This is a genomic window from Neobacillus sp. B24 (assembly GCF_055381825.1).
Genome location: NZ_AP035777.1, coordinates 2,822,705 through 2,840,822, shown reverse-complemented (window position 1 = coordinate 2,840,822; position 18,118 = coordinate 2,822,705). Strand labels below are relative to the sequence as shown.

The 18,118-nt window shown below is 42.5% G+C and carries 18 protein-coding genes; 13 read left to right on the top strand and 5 right to left on the bottom strand.

Annotation, left to right across the window (positions count from 1 at the left end):
* The first annotated feature begins 1 nt into the window (after position 1).
* Entirely contained in the window at positions 2–799 is a 798-nt protein-coding gene (gene proC / locus ACZ43M_RS13975) for a pyrroline-5-carboxylate reductase (protein WP_464503172.1), read from the top strand.
* Positions 800–873: 74 nt separating this feature from the next.
* Here the strand turns inward: proC and ACZ43M_RS13970 are convergent, their stop codons facing one another.
* A complete protein-coding gene (locus tag ACZ43M_RS13970) occupies positions 874–1,068 on the bottom strand; it encodes a small, acid-soluble spore protein, alpha/beta type (RefSeq protein WP_464503171.1) in 195 nt (64 codons plus the stop codon).
* Positions 1,069–1,184: 116 nt separating this feature from the next.
* Positions 1,185–2,318: a CAP domain-containing protein gene (locus tag ACZ43M_RS13965; protein WP_464503170.1), complete on the bottom strand. Its 1,134-nt coding sequence runs from the start codon at positions 2,316–2,318 to the stop codon at positions 1,185–1,187.
* Between the two features lie 228 nt (positions 2,319–2,546).
* Here ACZ43M_RS13965 and ACZ43M_RS13960 point away from each other — a divergent pair, with 228 nt between their 5' ends.
* From ACZ43M_RS13960 to ACZ43M_RS13935, 6 genes are all read left to right on the top strand, one after another.
* Entirely contained in the window at positions 2,547–3,755 is a 1,209-nt protein-coding gene (locus ACZ43M_RS13960) for an MFS transporter (protein WP_464503169.1), read from the top strand.
* Positions 3,756–3,759: 4 nt separating this feature from the next.
* Positions 3,760–3,903 (top strand): hypothetical protein, encoded by a 144-nt coding sequence (locus ACZ43M_RS13955; RefSeq protein WP_464503168.1) that lies wholly within the window; start codon positions 3,760–3,762, stop codon positions 3,901–3,903.
* Between the two features lie 151 nt (positions 3,904–4,054).
* A complete protein-coding gene (locus ACZ43M_RS13950; RefSeq protein WP_464503167.1) occupies positions 4,055–4,753 on the top strand; it encodes a sigma-70 family RNA polymerase sigma factor in 699 nt (232 codons plus the stop codon).
* A 30-nt stretch (positions 4,754–4,783) separates the two neighbouring features.
* Positions 4,784–5,365: an ATP-dependent Clp endopeptidase proteolytic subunit ClpP gene (gene clpP / locus ACZ43M_RS13945; protein WP_464503166.1), complete on the top strand. Its 582-nt coding sequence runs from the start codon at positions 4,784–4,786 to the stop codon at positions 5,363–5,365.
* Positions 5,366–5,466: 101 nt separating this feature from the next.
* Entirely contained in the window at positions 5,467–5,973 is a 507-nt protein-coding gene (locus ACZ43M_RS13940; RefSeq protein WP_464503165.1) for a DinB family protein, read from the top strand.
* A gap of 135 nt (positions 5,974–6,108) precedes the next feature.
* Positions 6,109–6,795 (top strand): NUDIX hydrolase, encoded by a 687-nt coding sequence (locus tag ACZ43M_RS13935; protein ID WP_464503164.1) that lies wholly within the window; start codon positions 6,109–6,111, stop codon positions 6,793–6,795.
* 101 nt (positions 6,796–6,896) lie between these two features.
* Here the strand turns inward: ACZ43M_RS13935 and ACZ43M_RS13930 are convergent, their stop codons facing one another.
* Positions 6,897–7,733, bottom strand: coding sequence for an MBL fold metallo-hydrolase (locus ACZ43M_RS13930; RefSeq protein ID WP_464503163.1), 837 nt, complete (start codon positions 7,731–7,733; stop codon positions 6,897–6,899).
* A 105-nt stretch (positions 7,734–7,838) separates the two neighbouring features.
* Positions 7,839–8,729 carry a LysR family transcriptional regulator gene (locus tag ACZ43M_RS13925; RefSeq protein ID WP_464503162.1) on the bottom strand — a complete coding sequence of 297 codons (891 nt, stop codon included), beginning with the start codon at positions 8,727–8,729 and terminating at the stop codon, positions 7,839–7,841.
* 272 nt (positions 8,730–9,001) lie between these two features.
* Between ACZ43M_RS13925 and ACZ43M_RS13920 the strand changes: the two genes are divergently transcribed.
* A complete protein-coding gene (locus tag ACZ43M_RS13920; RefSeq protein WP_464503161.1) occupies positions 9,002–10,801 on the top strand; it encodes an assimilatory sulfite reductase (NADPH) flavoprotein subunit in 1,800 nt (599 codons plus the stop codon).
* A gap of 26 nt (positions 10,802–10,827) precedes the next feature.
* Positions 10,828–12,546, top strand: a complete 1,719-nt coding sequence (cysI, locus tag ACZ43M_RS13915) for an assimilatory sulfite reductase (NADPH) hemoprotein subunit (RefSeq protein WP_464503160.1) — start codon at positions 10,828–10,830, stop codon at positions 12,544–12,546.
* 61 nt (positions 12,547–12,607) lie between these two features.
* On the opposite strand, the gene ACZ43M_RS13910 is transcribed toward cysI, so the two are convergent.
* A complete protein-coding gene (locus tag ACZ43M_RS13910) occupies positions 12,608–12,994 on the bottom strand; it encodes a hypothetical protein (RefSeq protein ID WP_464503159.1) in 387 nt (128 codons plus the stop codon).
* Between the two features lie 191 nt (positions 12,995–13,185).
* On the opposite strand from ACZ43M_RS13910, the gene ACZ43M_RS13905 reads away from it, so the two are divergent.
* From ACZ43M_RS13905 to ACZ43M_RS13890, 4 genes are all read left to right on the top strand, one after another.
* On the top strand, positions 13,186–14,091 hold the full coding sequence (locus ACZ43M_RS13905) for a fumarylacetoacetate hydrolase family protein (RefSeq protein WP_464503158.1): 906 nt from the start codon (positions 13,186–13,188) through the stop codon (positions 14,089–14,091).
* Between the two features lie 244 nt (positions 14,092–14,335).
* The gene (locus tag ACZ43M_RS13900) at positions 14,336–15,343 is read left to right on the top strand and encodes a TAXI family TRAP transporter solute-binding subunit (protein ID WP_464503157.1); all 1,008 of its coding nucleotides are present in this window, start codon (positions 14,336–14,338) and stop codon (positions 15,341–15,343) included.
* Positions 15,344–15,428: 85 nt separating this feature from the next.
* Entirely contained in the window at positions 15,429–15,962 is a 534-nt protein-coding gene (locus ACZ43M_RS13895; protein WP_464503156.1) for a DUF1850 domain-containing protein, read from the top strand.
* On the top strand, positions 15,949–17,901 hold the full coding sequence (locus ACZ43M_RS13890; RefSeq protein WP_464503155.1) for a TRAP transporter permease: 1,953 nt from the start codon (positions 15,949–15,951) through the stop codon (positions 17,899–17,901). The genes ACZ43M_RS13895 and ACZ43M_RS13890 overlap by 14 nt, the downstream gene beginning before the upstream one ends.
* Positions 17,902–18,118: the final 217 nt, after the last annotated feature.

Genomic DNA, 18,118 nt, shown 5'->3' with positions numbered 1-18,118 from the left:
TATGAAAAAAGAAACAAAAAGGGTACTGTTCATTGGTGCCGGCAGAATGGCTCAGGCGATTATTGCAGGACTGACGAAGAATAATGATTTTGCGATTACTGTTACAAACAGTGGTAATGAGGAGCGCTTAAAATATGTAGGCGAAAAGTATGGTGTTGAAACGATACAATCTTGGACCGAGACGGCAGCTAACATGGATATTATTGTTCTGGCAATGCCACCGGAAGCGCATGAGCCCTTGTTAACGAAGTTAAGTGAGGTTGTGGACGGGCAATTGGTTCTGACGGTTGCAGCCGGAATCGATCCAACATATATGGAATCAAAATTACCTAAAGGAACACCGGTTGCTTGGATCATGCCAAATACTGCAGCCAAAATGGGACAATCCATGTCACTATATGCAACAGGACAATATGTAAATCAACAGCATATAGAATCAATTGAACCATTAATTTCTGGAATCGGTGAATTTGAAAAAGTAACCCAGCAGCAAATTCACGAACTAACGGCTATTACAGGCAGTGCACCGGCATTTATTTACCTTGTTGCTGAAGCGCTTGAAGAAATGACGGTGGAAACTGGTGTATCAAAGGAACAGGCCCGAATACTTGTTGCCAATATGATCGCGGGTTCCGCTGAAATGTTAAAAACAAACATCAGCACCCAAGAACTTATCGATGAAGTTGCCACCCCTGGAGGGTCAACAGCTGCCGGTTTGGAGGTACTTGAAGCTGGCCAGCTAAAGCAATTAATCCAACAAGCAATTGATGCCTGCCGTGAAAAAGCAAAAGTAAAATAAAAAATGTAAAAGAGAGGGGTCAGATCCCTCAAATAAAGGAACCTGACCCCCTCAAAAAATTTTGAAATCACAAGTTATTGACCTTGTTGATTTCGTAACGATTGCTCAGCATAAGCGACGAGACGCTTCGTCATTTCACCGCCGACCGAACCGTTTGCTCGTGCGGTCGTATCAGCACCAAGCTGCACTCCAAACTCGTTGGCGATTTCTTGCTTCATTTGATCCAGAACATTATCTGCACCAGGAACCAATAGTTTGTTTCTAGCCATGATACATCACTCCCGACGAAGTTTTTTGAGCAATAAAAAAATTGCTCGTATATAATTTAACCTATTTGAAAAACCTAATTCGTAGTGGAAGGAATCGGCATATTTTTCTAAAAAAATTACTTTGCGTAATAGTTCTGTGTATAGTACGGATGGGATTCACCGTTAAAGGCTACACCGACACCTAGATACTCATAGCCCTTTTTCAAAATATTTTCCCGGTGGCCAAGAGAATTCATCAAGCCTTCATGAGCAAAAATGCTGCTAAACTGGCCATAGGCTAAGTTTTCACCCGCTAAATGGAAAACGATATCGTCCTCTTTCATCCGGTCAAATGGGGACTCACCCTGTAAATTCGTATGGTCAAAATAATTATTCGTCGCCATATCTGCACTATGTTTCCTTGCAGTTGTCCTGACATGCTCATCCCACGTTAAAACCGGCAGATTATGCATAACCCGGGCAGCATTGGTCAAGTCGAACAATTGATACTCAAAGCCTTCCTTTAATTCAGGACTGGCCTCCGTGTAAAAACCATTCCTTTGATCTTCTAACTCTTTATCCACTAACTGCAGGGCCGTAACGGTATTATCCTCGTGTTTATCATAAAAAACAGTGACATAGGTTTGATCACTCAAGAAAACATCATAATCTGCATCTTTTTGAAACTGATAAATCGTCATGCCTTTTTGGATACCGGTCAACGGTTCACCCATCGCCGCACGTACATTACTTTTCGCGCTACCCATCTTAATGCCATTTCCGGACGATATTAAATCCTGATTGGTATACAATCCAGCTGCTTTATTATTCTTATTATACATCACCATAAAAAAGTCATGATAATTATCATGATAAGCATTCCAATTTGTTCCGTACTCATTGAGCGATACACGATTTGCTTGACCTAGGTCATGCTCAATGTCTTCCTTGGCACTCCCAAGTTCAACATTATGAATCGAAAATAATTGCTGAGCAGGGGCTTTTAGTTCTAATTTTTCATGTTCCTGCGGCTTTGATTCTTTTGGCATCTCGTCTAGTCGGAGATTAAGCTGTTCTAATAATGATTGAACCCCATCAAATACCGTAGTGATTGTTTCCATCGCTTCAGGATTATCTTTTATATCATTAATTTCGCTGCCGATTTTTTCTATTGCTTGACCATAATCCGAATCAGTCATTTGTTTTTCAATAGAGGGTAATGAATAAGTCAGTAAAAATAATGATGCAATCAGCATCAGGAATCGAAACATAGGTTTCACCTCCAATTTCTATCAGAATTATAACCAATCCTGAAAAATTATATAAGTAATATGCATAGAGGAAAAAGAGGAAATTTCCATCTTTATACATTATAATAAAAGAAAAGCAAATAGGGGGTTGGTAATATGAGGTATCCACGGCCGCCTTGTTAATTTAGGATTCGTCCACCGCCTTGTCTATTAGTAGTCACAGATTACAAATAGAAGAGGAGATGGACCATGAATTATTCAAAAAATATATCTAAATTGTACTTTATTGCATTTTTTCATAACCTGATTCCTGCTTATGTGATTGAACGGCTGTTTTGGCAGGAGCGGGGAATGACGGTGTTGATGGTCGTTCTTTGTGAAATTATTTACGCCGTGACGATTGTGATTTGCGAAATTCCTACTGGGATTTTGGCGGATAAATTTGGCAGGAAGGCATTGCTTGTCTTTGGTGCAGTGTTGTCCATGCTGGAGCTTATCATCCTATTGGTTGCTTTTAATTTTTGGACATTTGCTTTCGTGGTTTTTCTTGCGGGTATTGCCGGCGCCTGTACAAGCGGAGCGTCGAATGCGCTACTTTATGATTCACTGTTGGTGACGAAGCAGGAGCATTCCTTTGAAAAAATAGTCGGGAGACTCAATTCGCTTGATTTAATTGGGTCACTGCTTGCTGCATTGTCAGGCAGCTTCTTGGCAAAAGTTTTTGGGTTTGAGTTCAATTACATTCTCTCAGTTGGGAGCATGTTTATTGCCTTGGCATTCACTGTTTTCCTGATGGAACCGCCAATTCAAACTCAGGTTAAAGAGGAAAAGGGGCAGAAGCTTAAAGTATATCTAGACCAGTCCATTTCATTTTTTAAAGGCAACCCAAAATTAGTCTCCATTATCACGAATGCGACCGCGCTTGGTGCCTGTGTCACTTACCTGGATGAGTTTTGGCAGCTCTATTTGGATGAAATCGGTTATTCGATTTTGTTCTTTGGCGTATTTTCTGCGGTCATTTCGTTGGCGCGAATACCGGGAAATTTAATAGCGGCTAGTTTACTCAACTATTTTAGTGCGGAAACTATTATCCTTTCGGTTTTAGGCGTTAGTGCCGCTGGTTTTTTCATGACAGCTTTGTTTCCAGGGGTATTTGGGATTATCGCAATGCTTATCATATTCTTGGCCAGTGGTGTGGTCGACCCGGTTGTGTCAGGCTATCTGCATCATCGGGGCAGTTCGGAAATAAGGGCAACACTTGAATCGATTCAATCTCTGATTGAAAGGGCGATCACCTTAATAGTCGGGATTGGGTTTGGCATTGCCAGTATTGCCTCTGTCGTGATTGGTTTCACTTTTTTGGGCGGAGTAGTTACTTTATTTTTCCTGTTGTTTATATCGAAGAAAACCAAAATCATAAATTTTTCCATTTTACACACTCTAAATAAACGGAGGTGAAAATATGGAAAAAGAAAATCAGCAAACCACAAATCCAGAAATCCAACAAAGTAACGATGATGCTATTATGAATCGAGTTAATCAAACTTTTGATAAAATTGCCCAAGATGTGAAAGACATGATCAATGAAAATAACCAAATGACATAAGGAATCCTAAAAACGCTTCGCAATGAGGCGTTTTTATTTGGCTTTTATTTCCAAACTTGAATATGATTAAAGAAAGATTTTTTTCTAACCCGTATCTTTTCATCCATCCTAAAACGTTTATCGGGTAGAGAGTGCAAAAGGAGTGAAATGAATGGCACAAAAGCTTAGTCCCAAAATTTCATCAGAAACACCACAACAGGAGGATTCCTTCTGGGGTGAACACTATCCAAAGCTTCAGCGTTATTGTTACTTTCTCGCCCAAAACAGGTGGGATGGAGATGATATCGCTCAGGAAACCTATCTTAAAGCAAAAAGGTATGGGGCGCAGCAGCAAAAATTGACCCCGGCCTTGTTAAATAAAATTGCCTATCATCATTGGATTGATTTGCTGCGGAAGCGGAAAAAGGAAACCCTTTCTGACAGGGTTCCATCAGAAATTCTTCACCTTCCACTTGATGAGATGAAAAGTACAGTGGAACTCATGTTGCAGCAGTTTACCCCAAAGCAGGCTGTTATGTTTCTGTTAAAGGAAGGGTTTCAATATCAAATCAAAGAAATCGCAGAACTGCTGGATACAACGGAGATGGCGGTGAAAGGGAACCTGCACCGCGCTAAAAAGCGGCTTGAAAAAGGTGTAGAACAATCCTCTTCGGTGGACTACTTTTGGAACGAGGAAGAAAAGGAGCAATGTTCCGAACTGTTTTATGAGGCACTTAAAAATCAGGATCCGACGATTGTGATCGAAGCGGTACCAGCCATATTGAGCGAAGTACCAAACGCCATTTTTGGCAGGAAGCACCACAGCACACAAGCGGTTTCTCCTTCAAGCACTCTCTGTCTGGCTGCATAGGCCAAAATGCTTTCGAGGAGGAAGTTACTAATGAATACCATTCCCTATGTCATTGAACAAAGTAATCGCGGCGAGCGTTCCTATGATATTTATTCACGGCTGTTAAAGGATCGGATTATCATTATTGGCGATGAAATCAATGACCATCTGGCCAATAGTGTAGTCGCCCAGCTGTTGTTTTTAGCAGCGGATAACCCGGAAAAGGAGATTTCATTGTATATTAATAGTCCGGGCGGGTCGACTTCAGCCGGCTTTGCGATATTTGATACGATGCAATACATCCAACCAGAGGTAAGGACGATTTGTACCGGAATGGCGGCCTCGTTTGGCGCGATGCTGCTCCTCGCCGGAACGAAAGGGAAGCGGTTCGCCCTGCCAAACAGTGAAATCATGATTCACCAGCCATTGGGCGGTGCGAGAGGGCAGGCAACGGAAATCGAAATTTCTGCGCGTAGAATCCTTAAGCTTCGCGAGCATATCAATCAGATTATTTCTGAACGTACAGGACAGCCGTTTGAAAAAGTAGCAAAGGATACGGACAGGGATTTCTTTATGAGTGCAGAGGAAGCTAAAGAGTATGGGATTATCGATGAAATACTGCATCCGAAATAAGGAAGGATTGAACTGCTTGGGTTACCTGTAATCCAAGCATTTTTTTATAAAAAATGGTAATAATAGCTAGGGTGTTTAAACTCAAGAGTATGGAGGAATGAATGATGTATACTTCAATTGAAGCGTTTATAGGCGATTGGAACCAAGAAGCGGCTACGACACAAAAGGTTTTCGACGCGTTGACAGACAGCTCACTGCAACAAATGGTAACTGCTGATGACCGCTCGCTTGGAAGAATTGCCTGGCATATTGTAACAAGTACACCTGGAATGCTGAATGAATTTGGCATCAAAGTCGACTTTGTAAATAATGAAAATGCTGTTCCGGGTTCGGCAAAGGAAATTGCTGATACCTTTCGTAAGGTAAGTGCTGATACGATAGATGCCGTAAAACAGCAATGGAGTGACGCCTCACTTTCAGAAATGAAAAACGTGTTTGGCATGGATCTGCCACGAGGGGTCATGTTATTAATGTTGAACAAGCATATCATTCATCACCGCGGGCAAATCTCCGTTCTGATGCGGCAGGCAGGTTTACGGGTCCCTGGTATTTATGGACCTACAAGAGAGGATTGGAGTCAAATGGGCATGGATGCACCGACTATTTGACAGGGTAAGCACTTTGGAAACAAGGTGCTTTTTTTAATCCGTTATGGGAAGTGTCAAGAAATATAAAGGGAAATGAATGGAGGTGGTTGAATATATATGAAAGGAAGGACTATTTTTTAAAAAGGTGGTACAAATATGTCAGCTATTCCAAGACCGGCAGCAACGGTTGTATTAATGGATCAGCAATCAAGGGTTTACATGACGAAAAGACCCGAAACAATGAAGTTCATGGGCGGTTTTTATGTGTTTCCCGGGGGTGCTGTTGAAAAGGAAGATGCACTAGAAGACACCGAGGTACTTTCAGGGGAAAGAACTACAGATCTTGACCAAGCGTTCTATATTGCAGCAGCAAGAGAATTATGTGAGGAAGTTGGAATTTTACTTTGCCATCATGTCGATGGGTCACCCTCCTTGTTAGATGAAACCACGAAAATGGAATACCGCCGTCTGCTCACGAATGGAGAAATTTCTTTTTTACATATGTTAAAAAAGGAAGGTCTTACCTTTCAGTTTGAGGACTTAGCCTATATCGGGCAAATTATTACACCAAAAATGAGTCCGATACGCTTTGACACCAGGTTTTTCCTTGCCCAGCTGCCAAACGGCCAATCTCCCAAATCAGATGACTATGAAATCAGTGACTCCATTTGGATTTCTCCGCAAGATGCCCTAGCAGCCGCTGAATCTGGGGAACTTTCATTAGCACCACCGACGATCCATACTCTGAAAACTATTATTCTGTATTTACAAGGGCAGCCATTAGTAATGCCTGAATTTAATGTGTTCGATTATAAAAATCCTTTCGAAAAAAACGCCCGATGACTTCGTCTCGGGCATTTACTGTCTTATAATGGTTATTTACTGTCGGATAAGTTTAGCTAGCTGTCGGATAAACTTCAATTACTGTCATATAACTGACATTGTCAGTTTAATTGATAAATAGAATCATGCTGGATGACGGAACCTTCCTTGATTAATTTAATTAAGTGTGCTTCAGTCGTTCGGCGCGCCACCTCAAAGACGCTGGGGTGAGGAAGCTCATGGTAAATCATGTTGGTCAATTGTACCGCGGTTAACGCCTCATGCTCCTTTAACAGGGCCACAATCTGACTTTCTCGCAGCAATCTCCGCTGAATTACAAATTCAATATGGTCATATGGTTGATCAATCCACCCGCCATGCCCGGGACCAATTTCCTTTAATTTCAGCTGCTTTAAACGATTTAACGTTTGAAAATAGTCTGACATATCCCCGTCAGGCGGTCCAATCCACGATGTTCCTTCTGCCACAATATTGTCCCCAGATAGGAGAATTTCCAAGGAAGGAATATAAAGGTTTAACCCGCCAGATGTATGGCCCGGGGCATGAATCACTTGAATTTCCTCTCCAGCAATTTGGAGATGGTCACCATCATTCAGAAATGATACATCATCCCATGGTGAAATAGCTGAAAGTATCGGCTGTTCTTCATGCTGATGGCAATACACCGTCGGATTCCAATCAAATAATTGCCGTACTCCGGGGGCGTGATCAGGATGAGAATGGGTAAGGATTATTGCATGCGGTACTGCCATGTCGTGTTTCTGCAAGGCTTGTTCCAGTTCTTTTCGTGTTTCAGGCTGGTCGTACCCTGCGTCTACCAAAATACTTTCGCGCTTGTTGCCAATTATGTACCCGTTGGTTGTGGTATGTGGCAGCAAGGTGGGAGTAGGTATTGGAACACGAATTATTTTTAATTGATTACCTTGTATCACAGTCATCTTCCTTTCAGTCATCTCAACATTACAATTAGTTCTTTACTTATTCATCGTGAATACGTGGAATTCCTGCAGAAAAAGGCTGAAAGATAACTGGATGGTGAGGGTTTAGTGATAGGGCCATTTCTCTCGCACTGAACTGATGAATGTCTTTACATTCTTTTTTTCCATCATAATAGGTGAATACACCAAAGAAAGCGTGCGAGGAAATGACAGATTCGTTAATTCAAGGATGGAAAGAATGCCTTGCTTAATCTCTCTTTCTATTACACTGTAGGATAAAAGCGATAATCCCATTCCGTTAATCAGGGTTTCTTTAATTCCCTGGCTGCTGCTGATTGTTATGAATGATTTCGCCTTTAATCCATTTGAACGAATGACGTGATTGAGATATTCTCTTGTTCCAGAACCATTTTCTCTCGTTATCCAAGTTTGATTTTGGAGGTCCTGAATGGTCACGGTGTTCATTTTTGCCAGTTCATGATGTACAGAAGCTACCATAAATAGCTCATCCTTCATAAACGGCTCCACCATCAGGTCTTTTTCATTTGTCTGACCTTCAATTAATCCGATATCCACTTGATACAGCCTGACAAGTTGAACTATTTCCTCCGTATTCCCAATAACAACATGCAGTTCTAATTCAGGATAGGTAGTTTGCAGGTCAATCAGCAAAGAAGGCAGGATATATTCGCCAATGGTAAAACTTGCGCCAATAATTAGTTCTCCTTTAATGGAATGGTGATGTTCAAGTATGTCCTGCCTTGTTTGTTCATACATGGCAATCATTTGTTTTGCCCGTTCATAAAGGATCTCACCGGTCGGAGTAATCTGCAAAAATTTCGGAGAACGCTTAAATAATTTTGTTTGGAACTCCTTTTCCAAGTTCTTAATATGAAGACTTACACTAGGTTGTGACATGACCAATACTTCTGCCGTTTTGGTGAAGTTTTTCACCTCCGCCAGGGTAACAAAGGTTTTTAGTTCATCGTAATTCATAAAAATCTCCCCATTGTTATTAGAAATACTAATAGTTTCAATCATTAATATTTATTTTACTAATGCGAATGGTTACGGTAAAGTAAAATAGAAAAAATCTCTTAGAAGAATAATGGGGATTAAGGACGTAATAGGCACTGCCACCATTTTAATTCCTACTTGACTTATAGGAATAGTGAAACTATGATTATAGTAATCAAATTTTCTGAAATGCAGGCAGGTAAGGTCTGCTTTTATCATGAATGGTGTATTTCCACAATGGGGGGATATTTTTGCAACTTCAGGTATTGAACAGTCCATTTACAGAGGAGCAGGCAGAACTCCTAAATCGACTTCTGTCAACATTAACCGAACCGCAAAAGGTTTGGTTAAGCGGATATTTAGCAGCATCGCTAAATACATTAAACCAAGCTCCTTCAGCAGGGGCATCGACAGGACAAAGTGTCCAACAAGGTACAAAGGATCTAACCGTTCTTTATGGATCGCAAACCGGCAATTCAAAGGGACTGGCCAAGAAAACAGCTGCTGCATTTGAAGGCAGCGGTTATCAAGTAACACTCTCATCGATGAGTGATTTCAAACCAAACAATCTAAAAAAAGTTCAAAACCTGCTTATTATTGTCAGTACCCATGGTGAAGGGGAACCGCCTGATAGCGCGAAGTCCTTTTATGAATTTCTTCACAGCAAAAGGGCGCCAAAGCTTGACGGTGTTCAATTTTCCGTATTAGCCCTTGGTGATAGCTCGTATGAATTTTTCTGCCAGACCGGAAAAGATTTCGATAAACGATTGGAAGAGCTCGGCGGCACAAGACTGTATCCCCGGTTTGACTGCGATGTGGATTTTGATGAGCCGGCAGGTGAGTGGCTGCAGGGTGTGCTAGGCAGTTTAAGTGAAGTACAAGGCGGAAGTGGAGTTACGGTGCAGGCAGCTCCAAACCAAACAATTGAAAGTGTATATTCCAGAAGTAACCCGTTCCCGGCCGAAGTTTTGGAAAATATCAATCTAAACGGGCGTGGTTCAAATAAAGAGACGCGGCATCTCGAGTTATCACTTGAAGGTTCCGGCCTTGTATTTGAGCCAGGCGACAGTCTCGGGATTTATCCGGAAAATGACCCAGCGCTGGTTGAATTATTGTTGGCTGAATTGAATTGGAGCCCTGATGAACAAGTATCTGTCAAACAGGGTGATGTTCGTCGGTTTAAAGAGGCGCTTCTCTCATACTATGAAATTACCGTTTTATCAAAACCACTTCTTCAAAAAGTGGCTCAGTTATCGACAAACGTCGAGCTTAAAGAGTTAGTCGAGAGTGGAGATACATTAAAGGCTTATATTGACTGCCGCGACATACTTGATTTGGTTCATGACTTCGGTCCATGGGGCGCAACAGCTCAAGAATTTGTTTCGGTGTTGCGGAAGATTCCACCAAGACTTTATTCGATTGCCAGCAGTTTAACCGCTAATCCAGATGAAGTCCATTTAACGATTGGGGCGGTACGATATGATGCCAATGGCCGCGAACGCAAGGGTGTTTGTTCGATTTTAACGGCAGAACGTATTCAGCCAGGAGACACACTGCCTGTGTTTATACAACACAATGAAAACTTTAAACTGCCAGAAAACCATGATACTCCAATCATCATGGTTGGACCAGGTACAGGTGTTGCTCCGTTTCGTTCGTTTATGCAGGAGCGGGAAGAATCAGCGGCATCAGGTAAATCATGGATGTTTTTTGGAGACCAGCATTTCGTGACGGATTTCCTTTATCAGACTGAATGGCAAAAATGGCTAAAGGAAGGCGTGCTGACGAAAATGGATGTAGCCTTTTCCCGCGATCAAGGTGAAAAGGTTTACGTACAGCACAGGATGCTGGAACAAAGCAAGGAGCTTTTTGAATGGCTTGAGACAGGTGCTTATGTTTACATCTGTGGTGATGAAAAGCATATGGCCCATGATGTTCACGAAACGCTGCTTGAAATTATTGAAAAGGAAGGCAGTTTGAGCCGTGAACAAGCGGTAGAATACCTGGCCGGAATGCAGCAGCAGAAACGTTACCAACGTGATGTTTATTGATTGGATTGGAAGGGAGTTTTTTCAACATGGTGAAGCAAGTGTTAACAGCGCCGGACGGACCTCCGAGTGATGTTGAAGATATAAAAGTAAACAGCGATTATTTACGCGGCACATTGAAAGAAGTTATGCAGGACCGGCTTAGTGCTGGGATTCCCGATGATGATAACCGTTTAATGAAGCATCACGGAAGCTATTTGCAGGATGACCGTGACCTCCGCAATGAGCGGCAAAAGCAAAAGCTTGAACCGGCGTATCAGTTCATGCTGCGCGTTCGTGCACCGGGCGGTGTGGTAACACCGGAACAATGGCTGGTTCTCGATAGCCTTGCCGATAAAAATGCCAATGGTACGATCAAACTGACAACCCGCCAGTCGTTCCAGTTTCATGGGATATTAAAATGGAATATGAAAGATACGATTCAACAAATTCATAATACACTCTTGACGACGCTTGCAGCCTGCGGCGATGTCAACCGGAACGTCATGTGTAACCCGAACCCGGATCAATCCCAGATTCATGCGGAAGTATATGAATGGGCGAAGGTTTTAAGTGAATATTTATTACCGCGGACTAGGGCGTATCATGAAATTTGGCTTGATGAAGAAAAGGTGGCAGGGACTCCGGAAGTGGAAGAGGTCGAACCGCTATATGGACCAACCTACCTCCCGCGGAAGTTCAAGATTGGTATCGCCGTGCCGCCATCAAATGATATTGATGTTTTTTCACAGGATTTAGGTTTAATCGCTGTTGTAGAGGATGGCAAGCTGATGGGCTTTAATGTTGCCATCGGCGGGGGCATGGGCAGTACGCATGGCGATAAGGCTACCTATCCACAGGTGGCAAAGGTCATTGGCTTCTGTACCCCTGATAAGATAGTGGAATTGGCAGAGAAGACGATTACAATCCAACGCGATTACGGAAATCGCTCTGTCCGTAAAAATGCCCGGTTTAAATATACGGTTGACCGTTTAGGCCTTGATGTTGTAAAAGGCGAATTGGAGAACCGTCTTGGCTGGAATTTGGAGGAAGCGAAACCCTACCATTTTGATCATAACGGCGATCGCTATGGCTGGGAGAAAGGTGTCGGGAGCAAATGGCATTATACGCTATTTGTGGAAAATGGCCGGGTTAAGGATTACGATGGGTATCAGTTGAAGACTGGCTTAAGAGAAATCGCCAAAATCCATACCGGTGATTTCCGTTTAACACCAAATCAAAATTTAGTGATAGCGAATGTTTCTAGCCAAAAAAAGAAAAAAATTACTGAACTGATGGAGGAATACGGGTTAAGTGATGGGAAGCATCATTCAGCACTAAGACGAAATTCCATGGCCTGTGTGGCCCTGCCAACATGCGGCTTGGCGTTTGCTGAAAGTGAACGTTATTTGCCGAAGTTGATTGACAGTATCGAAGAGATTGTGGATGAAAATGGCCTTCGTGATGAAGAAATTACCATCCGCATGACCGGTTGTCCAAACGGTTGTGCCCGACCGGCGCTTGCAGAAATTGCCTTAATCGGGAAAGCGGTCGGCAAATATAATCTGTATTTAGGGGCTGCATTTGACGGCAGCCGCTTGAATAAAATGTACCGAGAAAACATCGGTGAGGCGGAAATCCTTACCGAACTGCGGATGCTGCTTGGCCGCTATGCAAAAGAGCGCGAAGCTGGCGAGCACTTCGGTGATTACGTCATTCGTGCGGGGATTGTGGAAGCTGTGGAAGATGGCACTCATTTTCATGATTAAAATCTAGAAAAAGCTGGGAAAATTCCCAGCTTTTTTGTGTGTCTATAAATGGTGATTACTCTCAGTTATTAACATGAACATAACTTGAATTACTTTCATCCCATTGAAAGATACCGTCTTGTAATTGGATTACGGTATCAAACGGACATGGAATGGAATCTTCATGTTCAGATTGTAACTGATTCCTTAATAATTGCAGCTCATCTTTTGTGGCAACCCTAAAAATATGCTTTATCGTAATATTTTTTTCATTGATGCCATTTTTCTTGCAAAGACTTTCTTGAAAACTCTTATTAAACTGAATCATCATGGGTAAGTCTTTCACGCATGCTACCCCAAAAACTTCCTTAATGGTATCCTCATAGCGCAGCTGAGTCGCTGTGGCAAACTTGATCAAATCTTTCTCTGGATTTTCCAAAATATAAATGGTTTCAACCGAACTAACCAATTAAAACACCCTTTCTAAAAAGACCAAAAACATAGTTTTCTACTATAAGGATAACATATTTTTTCAATTTGATGTAAGAACAGGATTTATCGGATTTTTCCATATTCGACAAACTTCTTAAGTTTCATTTGCTATCATTGGTTTTAAGTGAGTTATTAAACATTATGCAGTCAGAGAGGGAGCTGGGGATCGTGAAGTTTATTACATTTATTGATGGGAATGGCGAAAAAAAAGCAGGCTTGCTGAAGGGTGAGCTTGTTTATGATATGGCGCGTGTCAGTGACGGCATGCTGCCAGATAACATGCTCGAATTTATTAGAAATTATTCCAGCTACATATCACTTGTTCAAAAATTGGCAAGTGACGCCGAGCCAACGTATTTACTAAGTGACGTGAAGTTGACAGCACCGCTTCCAAATCCACCAAGTGTTCGGGATTTCATGGCATTTGAGCTGCATGTATTGAATGCCCGTAAAAAGACAGGGAGGAAAGTCCCGGAAGAATGGTACGAGATCCCTGCATTTTATTTCACCAATCACTTAGTGCTATCCGGATCCGAGGAAAAAGTTGAGAGACCCGCTGGCTGTGTGGCGCTTGATTATGAACTTGAGCTTGCTTGTATTATTGGTAAAGAGGGTAAAAACATTAAGGCCGATGAGGCAGAGGATTATATTTTCGGTTATACGATTTTTAACGATTGGTCGGCCCGCGACTTTCAGCAAAAGGAAATGAAGGTCGGCCTGGGACCGGCTAAAGGGAAGGACTTCGCTACCTCAATTGGCCCAGTCATCGTAACGAAAGATGAATTGGAAAACTATCGTGCTGGAAAAGGGTTTAATTTGTCAATGAGTGCAAAGGTTAATGGAAAATTGTTGTCCAAAGGCAATGCTAAAGACATGTATTACAGTTTTGGTCAGATGATTGAACGGGCTTCGGCCGGTGTAACCCTGTATCCAGGAGATATTATTGGTTCCGGAACAGTTGGTACTGGATGTCTGTTGGAGCTTGGACAAGAGGTTCATCGCTGGCTGGAGCCCGGGGATACGGTAGAATTGGAAATCGAAGGAATCGGCCAGCTGAGGAATCTGATTATTTGATAGATTAGAGTAAGTAAGGGTAGGAATAACGAGGGTAGGTCCTTCATTCTAGTTATCACCATGCCCGAAACGAAAAAAGATTAATCACTATTCATACATGCAAGGCTGCCTCTATTAAAGGCAGTCTATTTTCGGTTTAAAATAGGTCTTTAGTACTAAATTGATGATTATTGACAAGTTTCCCCCATTTTCATAATAAGAATAGTTACGACAAACGGAAATTTAATAAAGGGGGATTTTTTAATTGAAAAAGAAAAAGTTTCTTCTTTCTATCGTTTTTCTATTGGCTTTATCTATGATTCTGGCAGCCTGCGGCGGCACTAAGGAAGAGGACGAGACCACCACGGGAGGAACTGATGGCGGCAAAACCGAAGAAACGCCAAAATTTATGAGCATTTTGACTGGTGGTACAGGAGGAACCTATTTTCCGCTGGGCGGCTCCTTTGCAAAAATCATTAAAGATGAGACAGGCATTGAAGTCAATGCCGAGTCTACCGGTGCTTCAGCCGAAAACATGAACACCCTCAAGAAAAAAGAGGGAGAAATTGCGTTCAGTCAAACGGATATTGCCTCGTACGCAACAGAGGGCAAATTAATGTTTAAGGATAACAAGGTAGAAAACATTAAGGCCATTGCCACGCTTTATCCGGAAACGATTCAAATTGTCACAACAAAAAAATCCGGAATTAAATCAGTGAAAGATTTAAAAGGGAAAAAGGTATCAGTGGGTGCTCCTGGTTCCGGGACGGTCGCCAATGCCGAACAAATTCTAGAAATCTACGGGATGACCTTTGATGATATCAAGAAACAAGATCTTTCTTTTGATGAATCTACAGAAGGAATTCAAAACGGTTCGATTGATGCGGCCTTTGTAACTGCGGGAACACCAACTGGAGCAGTGGAAAGTCTGTCGGCAACGGAAGATGTCGTGATTGTTCCACTTGATAGTGATAAAGTAGATGATTTGATTAAGAAATACCCTTACTACGTTAAGGATGAGGTTCCTTCGGGAGTTTATGGTCTGGACGGAGCAGTTTCAACCGTTGCAGTTCAAGCGATGCTGGTAGCAAGGGCCGACCTTTCAGAGCAGGTTGTTTACGATATTACGAAGGCGATTTTTGAAAACCTTGATAAAGTGACATATGCCAAAGGTAAATTGATCAAAGTAGAAAATGCCCTAAATGGAGTCGGAATTGATGTCCACCCCGGAGCAAAAAAATACTTTGATGAAAAAGGCGTGAAGGCACAGTAAGCGTATAAACAACTTATGGTGACCGGCTGCAAGAAAGCGAGCCGGTCTACTTTTCTCAAAAATATGAGCTGAGGCAGGAGGAATCATGAAAAATCATAAGCTCGCACCCCTTATCATTTTGCTAGCAACCTGTTTATCTATTACTATCATCATTCTAGTTTTTGTTCCAATCCAAAGAGCCGTTGTTTTTCAATCAATTCGTCCGGCCTCCACTCTTGTATATCTTCCTTTAGGGCATACTTCCAAATTTAAGATTAAATATACTCATTCAATTCATTTATCCGATGTTGTGGAAAGCTACAAAATTACGGAAGATGGTCAGCTGCACCAATATGAGCTGATGTACGAAGATTTTTCAATTGGAATGCCTGCAAATGCCGGTGAAGGCGAGAGTTTTGAACAGGCCGGCGGGAAGTATTACCTCAAAAACATGAGGGTATTACTCCCATCCTATTATTTACGCATTGGACAGGTCCGTGCCAATCATCGCGTCATATTTAAAGATAATGAGTACCCTTTGTCACATAGTATTAAACCTGGAACACTGGTCAAAGTGGAATTTCGCAGCCTGACCTTTTTTCAAGCTTGGAAAGGAGTGAATATCCTTGAGTCATTATGAAGGAACACTATCAGATGAAAAGCAGCAAGAACTGTTGGAAAAATATGATCCGGAGGCCGGAACGAGAAAGCTGCGCGGCATCATAGGCTGGATTACATTTGGAATTCTGCTGTCATTTTCATTATTTCAATTATACACCGGTATTTTTGGGGTGTTGACAGCACAGCTTCAGCGCTCTATACATTTAGGCTTTGCCCTTGCCCTTATTTTTCTTTTGTTTCCAGCACAAAGAAAAAATCGCGGAAAGGAACATAAGGTCGCTTGGTACGATTTCATTCTTGCCGCTCTATCTGTTGTAATTGGGGCCTATTGGCCATTGATGATTGATGACTTAGTATTGCGTGCCGGCAACGTAACACAGCTTGATTTTTATATAGGGCTAGCTGCTATAATACTAGTTTTGGAGGCGACTCGCCGAGCGGTTGGCCTGCCAATCACAATCATAGCGGTTTTGTTTATGGTCTATGCACTGTATGGTCCGTATATGCCGGGTTTTCTTGCCCACCGGGGCCTTGATATGGAGCGGTTAGTTCAGACGATGTTCTTTACGACGGAAGGGATTCTTGGTACGCCAATTGCAGTATCCTCGACTTTTATCTTTCTGTTTTTATTGTTTGGGTCTTTTTTGATTAAGACTGGCGTTGGGGAATATTTCAATGATTTATCCATTGCTATTGCCGGCCGAAGTGTTGGCGGCCCCGCTAAAGTGGCAGTTTTTTCTAGCGCTTTGCAAGGAACCATAAGCGGCAGCTCGGTGGCTAATGTGGTAACCTCAGGTGCGTTTACGATTCCGATGATGAAAAATCTCGGTTATAAAAAGGAATTTGCCGGAGCGGTAGAGGCGTCCTCGTCTACTGGTGGTCAATTGATGCCGCCAGTTATGGGTGCTGCCGCCTTCCTGATGGTAGAGTTTATTGGAAATGGAATTTCCTATGGGGATATTGCTAAAGCAGCAGCAATTCCAGCGGTGCTTTATTTTACCGGAATATGGATTATGACCCATTTTGAAGCAAAGCGCATCGGACTGCGCGGCCTTACAAAAGAAGAAATGCCAAACCGAAAAGAGGTTTTTGGCAAGCTGTACCTATTACTGCCGATTATCGCCATTATTATCTTGTTGATGTCGGGAATGACTGTAATCAGGGCTGCACTGTGGTCGATTGTCATTACAGTGGTTGTCAGTTGGTTTAAAAAAGAAACAAGAGTCGGATTTAAGGGAATCATTGAGGCTCTGGTAGACGGGGCCCGTACTGCGCTTGGAGTCGCGGCGGCAACTGCTGCTGCCGGGATCATTGTTGGGGTTGTGACAAAAACGGGTTTAGGCTTGAAAATGGCCAACGGATTATTGGATTTATCCGGAGGAGCCCTGCTGCCAACCTTATTTTTGACAATGATCGCTTCCTTAATCCTGGGGATGGGTTCGCCAACAACGGCTAACTATGTTATCACTTCAACAATTGCCGCACCAGCAATTATCTTATTGGGTGTCCCTGATTTGTCGGCACATTTATTTGTGTTCTATTTCGGTATTGTTGCTGATATTACGCCACCTGTGGCGTTGGCCGCCTTCGCTGCGTCGGCGATTTCGGGAGGGGAACCGTTTCGAACGGGTGTCGAGTCATCGAAATTGGCCATATCAGCATTTATCATCCCGTATATGTTCGTACTGTCACCAGAATTGCTGATGATTGATACCACTTGGACGTATGTAATTTGGGTTGTGTTCACAGCCTTCATCGGAATGGTCGCAATCAGTGCAAGTGTAATTGGCTTCTGGATGCGCAAACTACACGGGTTTGAACGCCTCTTCGCATTGGCAGCCGGTCTATGTCTCATCTATCCGGAAAAAATCAGCGATATCATTGGACTTGTCACCTTCGCCGCATTGCTCGCTTTGCAATACATGTATAAAGGGAGCAGGGCCAAAGAAAGTGTCTGAAACCCATCTATTTTATCCACCGTGCAAATAGGTTATTGACGCCTGAGCCTAATCGGTAGTCCCCAGATTTTTTGGGGACTTTTTTAATAAGAGGGAGTTAGAATTTTTAATTTATTTGTCCTAATATTAGGAATATTGAAATATATTTTAGAGCGGAAACATTTTACGGGGAGGGGGAGAGATGGGGAAGAGAGACAGGAATGATTATGTTCTTTAG

What these genes read in the sequence shown, in the direction of transcription:
- ACZ43M_RS13940 (WP_464503165.1), top strand. Translation starts at nt 5,467, where the DNA reads ATGATGTATACTTCAATTGAAGCGTTTATAGGCGATTGGAACCAAGAA.
- ACZ43M_RS13925 (WP_464503162.1), bottom strand. Translation starts at nt 8,729, where the DNA reads ATGAATTACGATGAACTAAAAACCTTTGTTACCCTGGCGGAGGTGAAA.
- ACZ43M_RS13895 (WP_464503156.1), top strand. Translation starts at nt 15,429, where the DNA reads ATGAAAAATCATAAGCTCGCACCCCTTATCATTTTGCTAGCAACCTGT.
- ACZ43M_RS13970 (WP_464503171.1), bottom strand. Translation starts at nt 1,068, where the DNA reads ATGGCTAGAAACAAACTATTGGTTCCTGGTGCAGATAATGTTCTGGAT.
- clpP (WP_464503166.1), top strand. Translation starts at nt 4,784, where the DNA reads ATGAATACCATTCCCTATGTCATTGAACAAAGTAATCGCGGCGAGCGT.
- proC (WP_464503172.1), top strand. Translation starts at nt 2, where the DNA reads ATGAAAAAAGAAACAAAAAGGGTACTGTTCATTGGTGCCGGCAGAATG.
- ACZ43M_RS13930 (WP_464503163.1), bottom strand. Translation starts at nt 7,733, where the DNA reads ATGACTGTGATACAAGGTAATCAATTAAAAATAATTCGTGTTCCAATA.
- ACZ43M_RS13965 (WP_464503170.1), bottom strand. Translation starts at nt 2,318, where the DNA reads ATGTTTCGATTCCTGATGCTGATTGCATCATTATTTTTACTGACTTAT.
- ACZ43M_RS13955 (WP_464503168.1), top strand. Translation starts at nt 3,760, where the DNA reads ATGGAAAAAGAAAATCAGCAAACCACAAATCCAGAAATCCAACAAAGT.
- ACZ43M_RS13935 (WP_464503164.1), top strand. Translation starts at nt 6,109, where the DNA reads ATGTCAGCTATTCCAAGACCGGCAGCAACGGTTGTATTAATGGATCAG.
- ACZ43M_RS13950 (WP_464503167.1), top strand. Translation starts at nt 4,055, where the DNA reads ATGGCACAAAAGCTTAGTCCCAAAATTTCATCAGAAACACCACAACAG.
- cysI (WP_464503160.1), top strand. Translation starts at nt 10,828, where the DNA reads ATGGTGAAGCAAGTGTTAACAGCGCCGGACGGACCTCCGAGTGATGTT.
- ACZ43M_RS13960 (WP_464503169.1), top strand. Translation starts at nt 2,547, where the DNA reads ATGAATTATTCAAAAAATATATCTAAATTGTACTTTATTGCATTTTTT.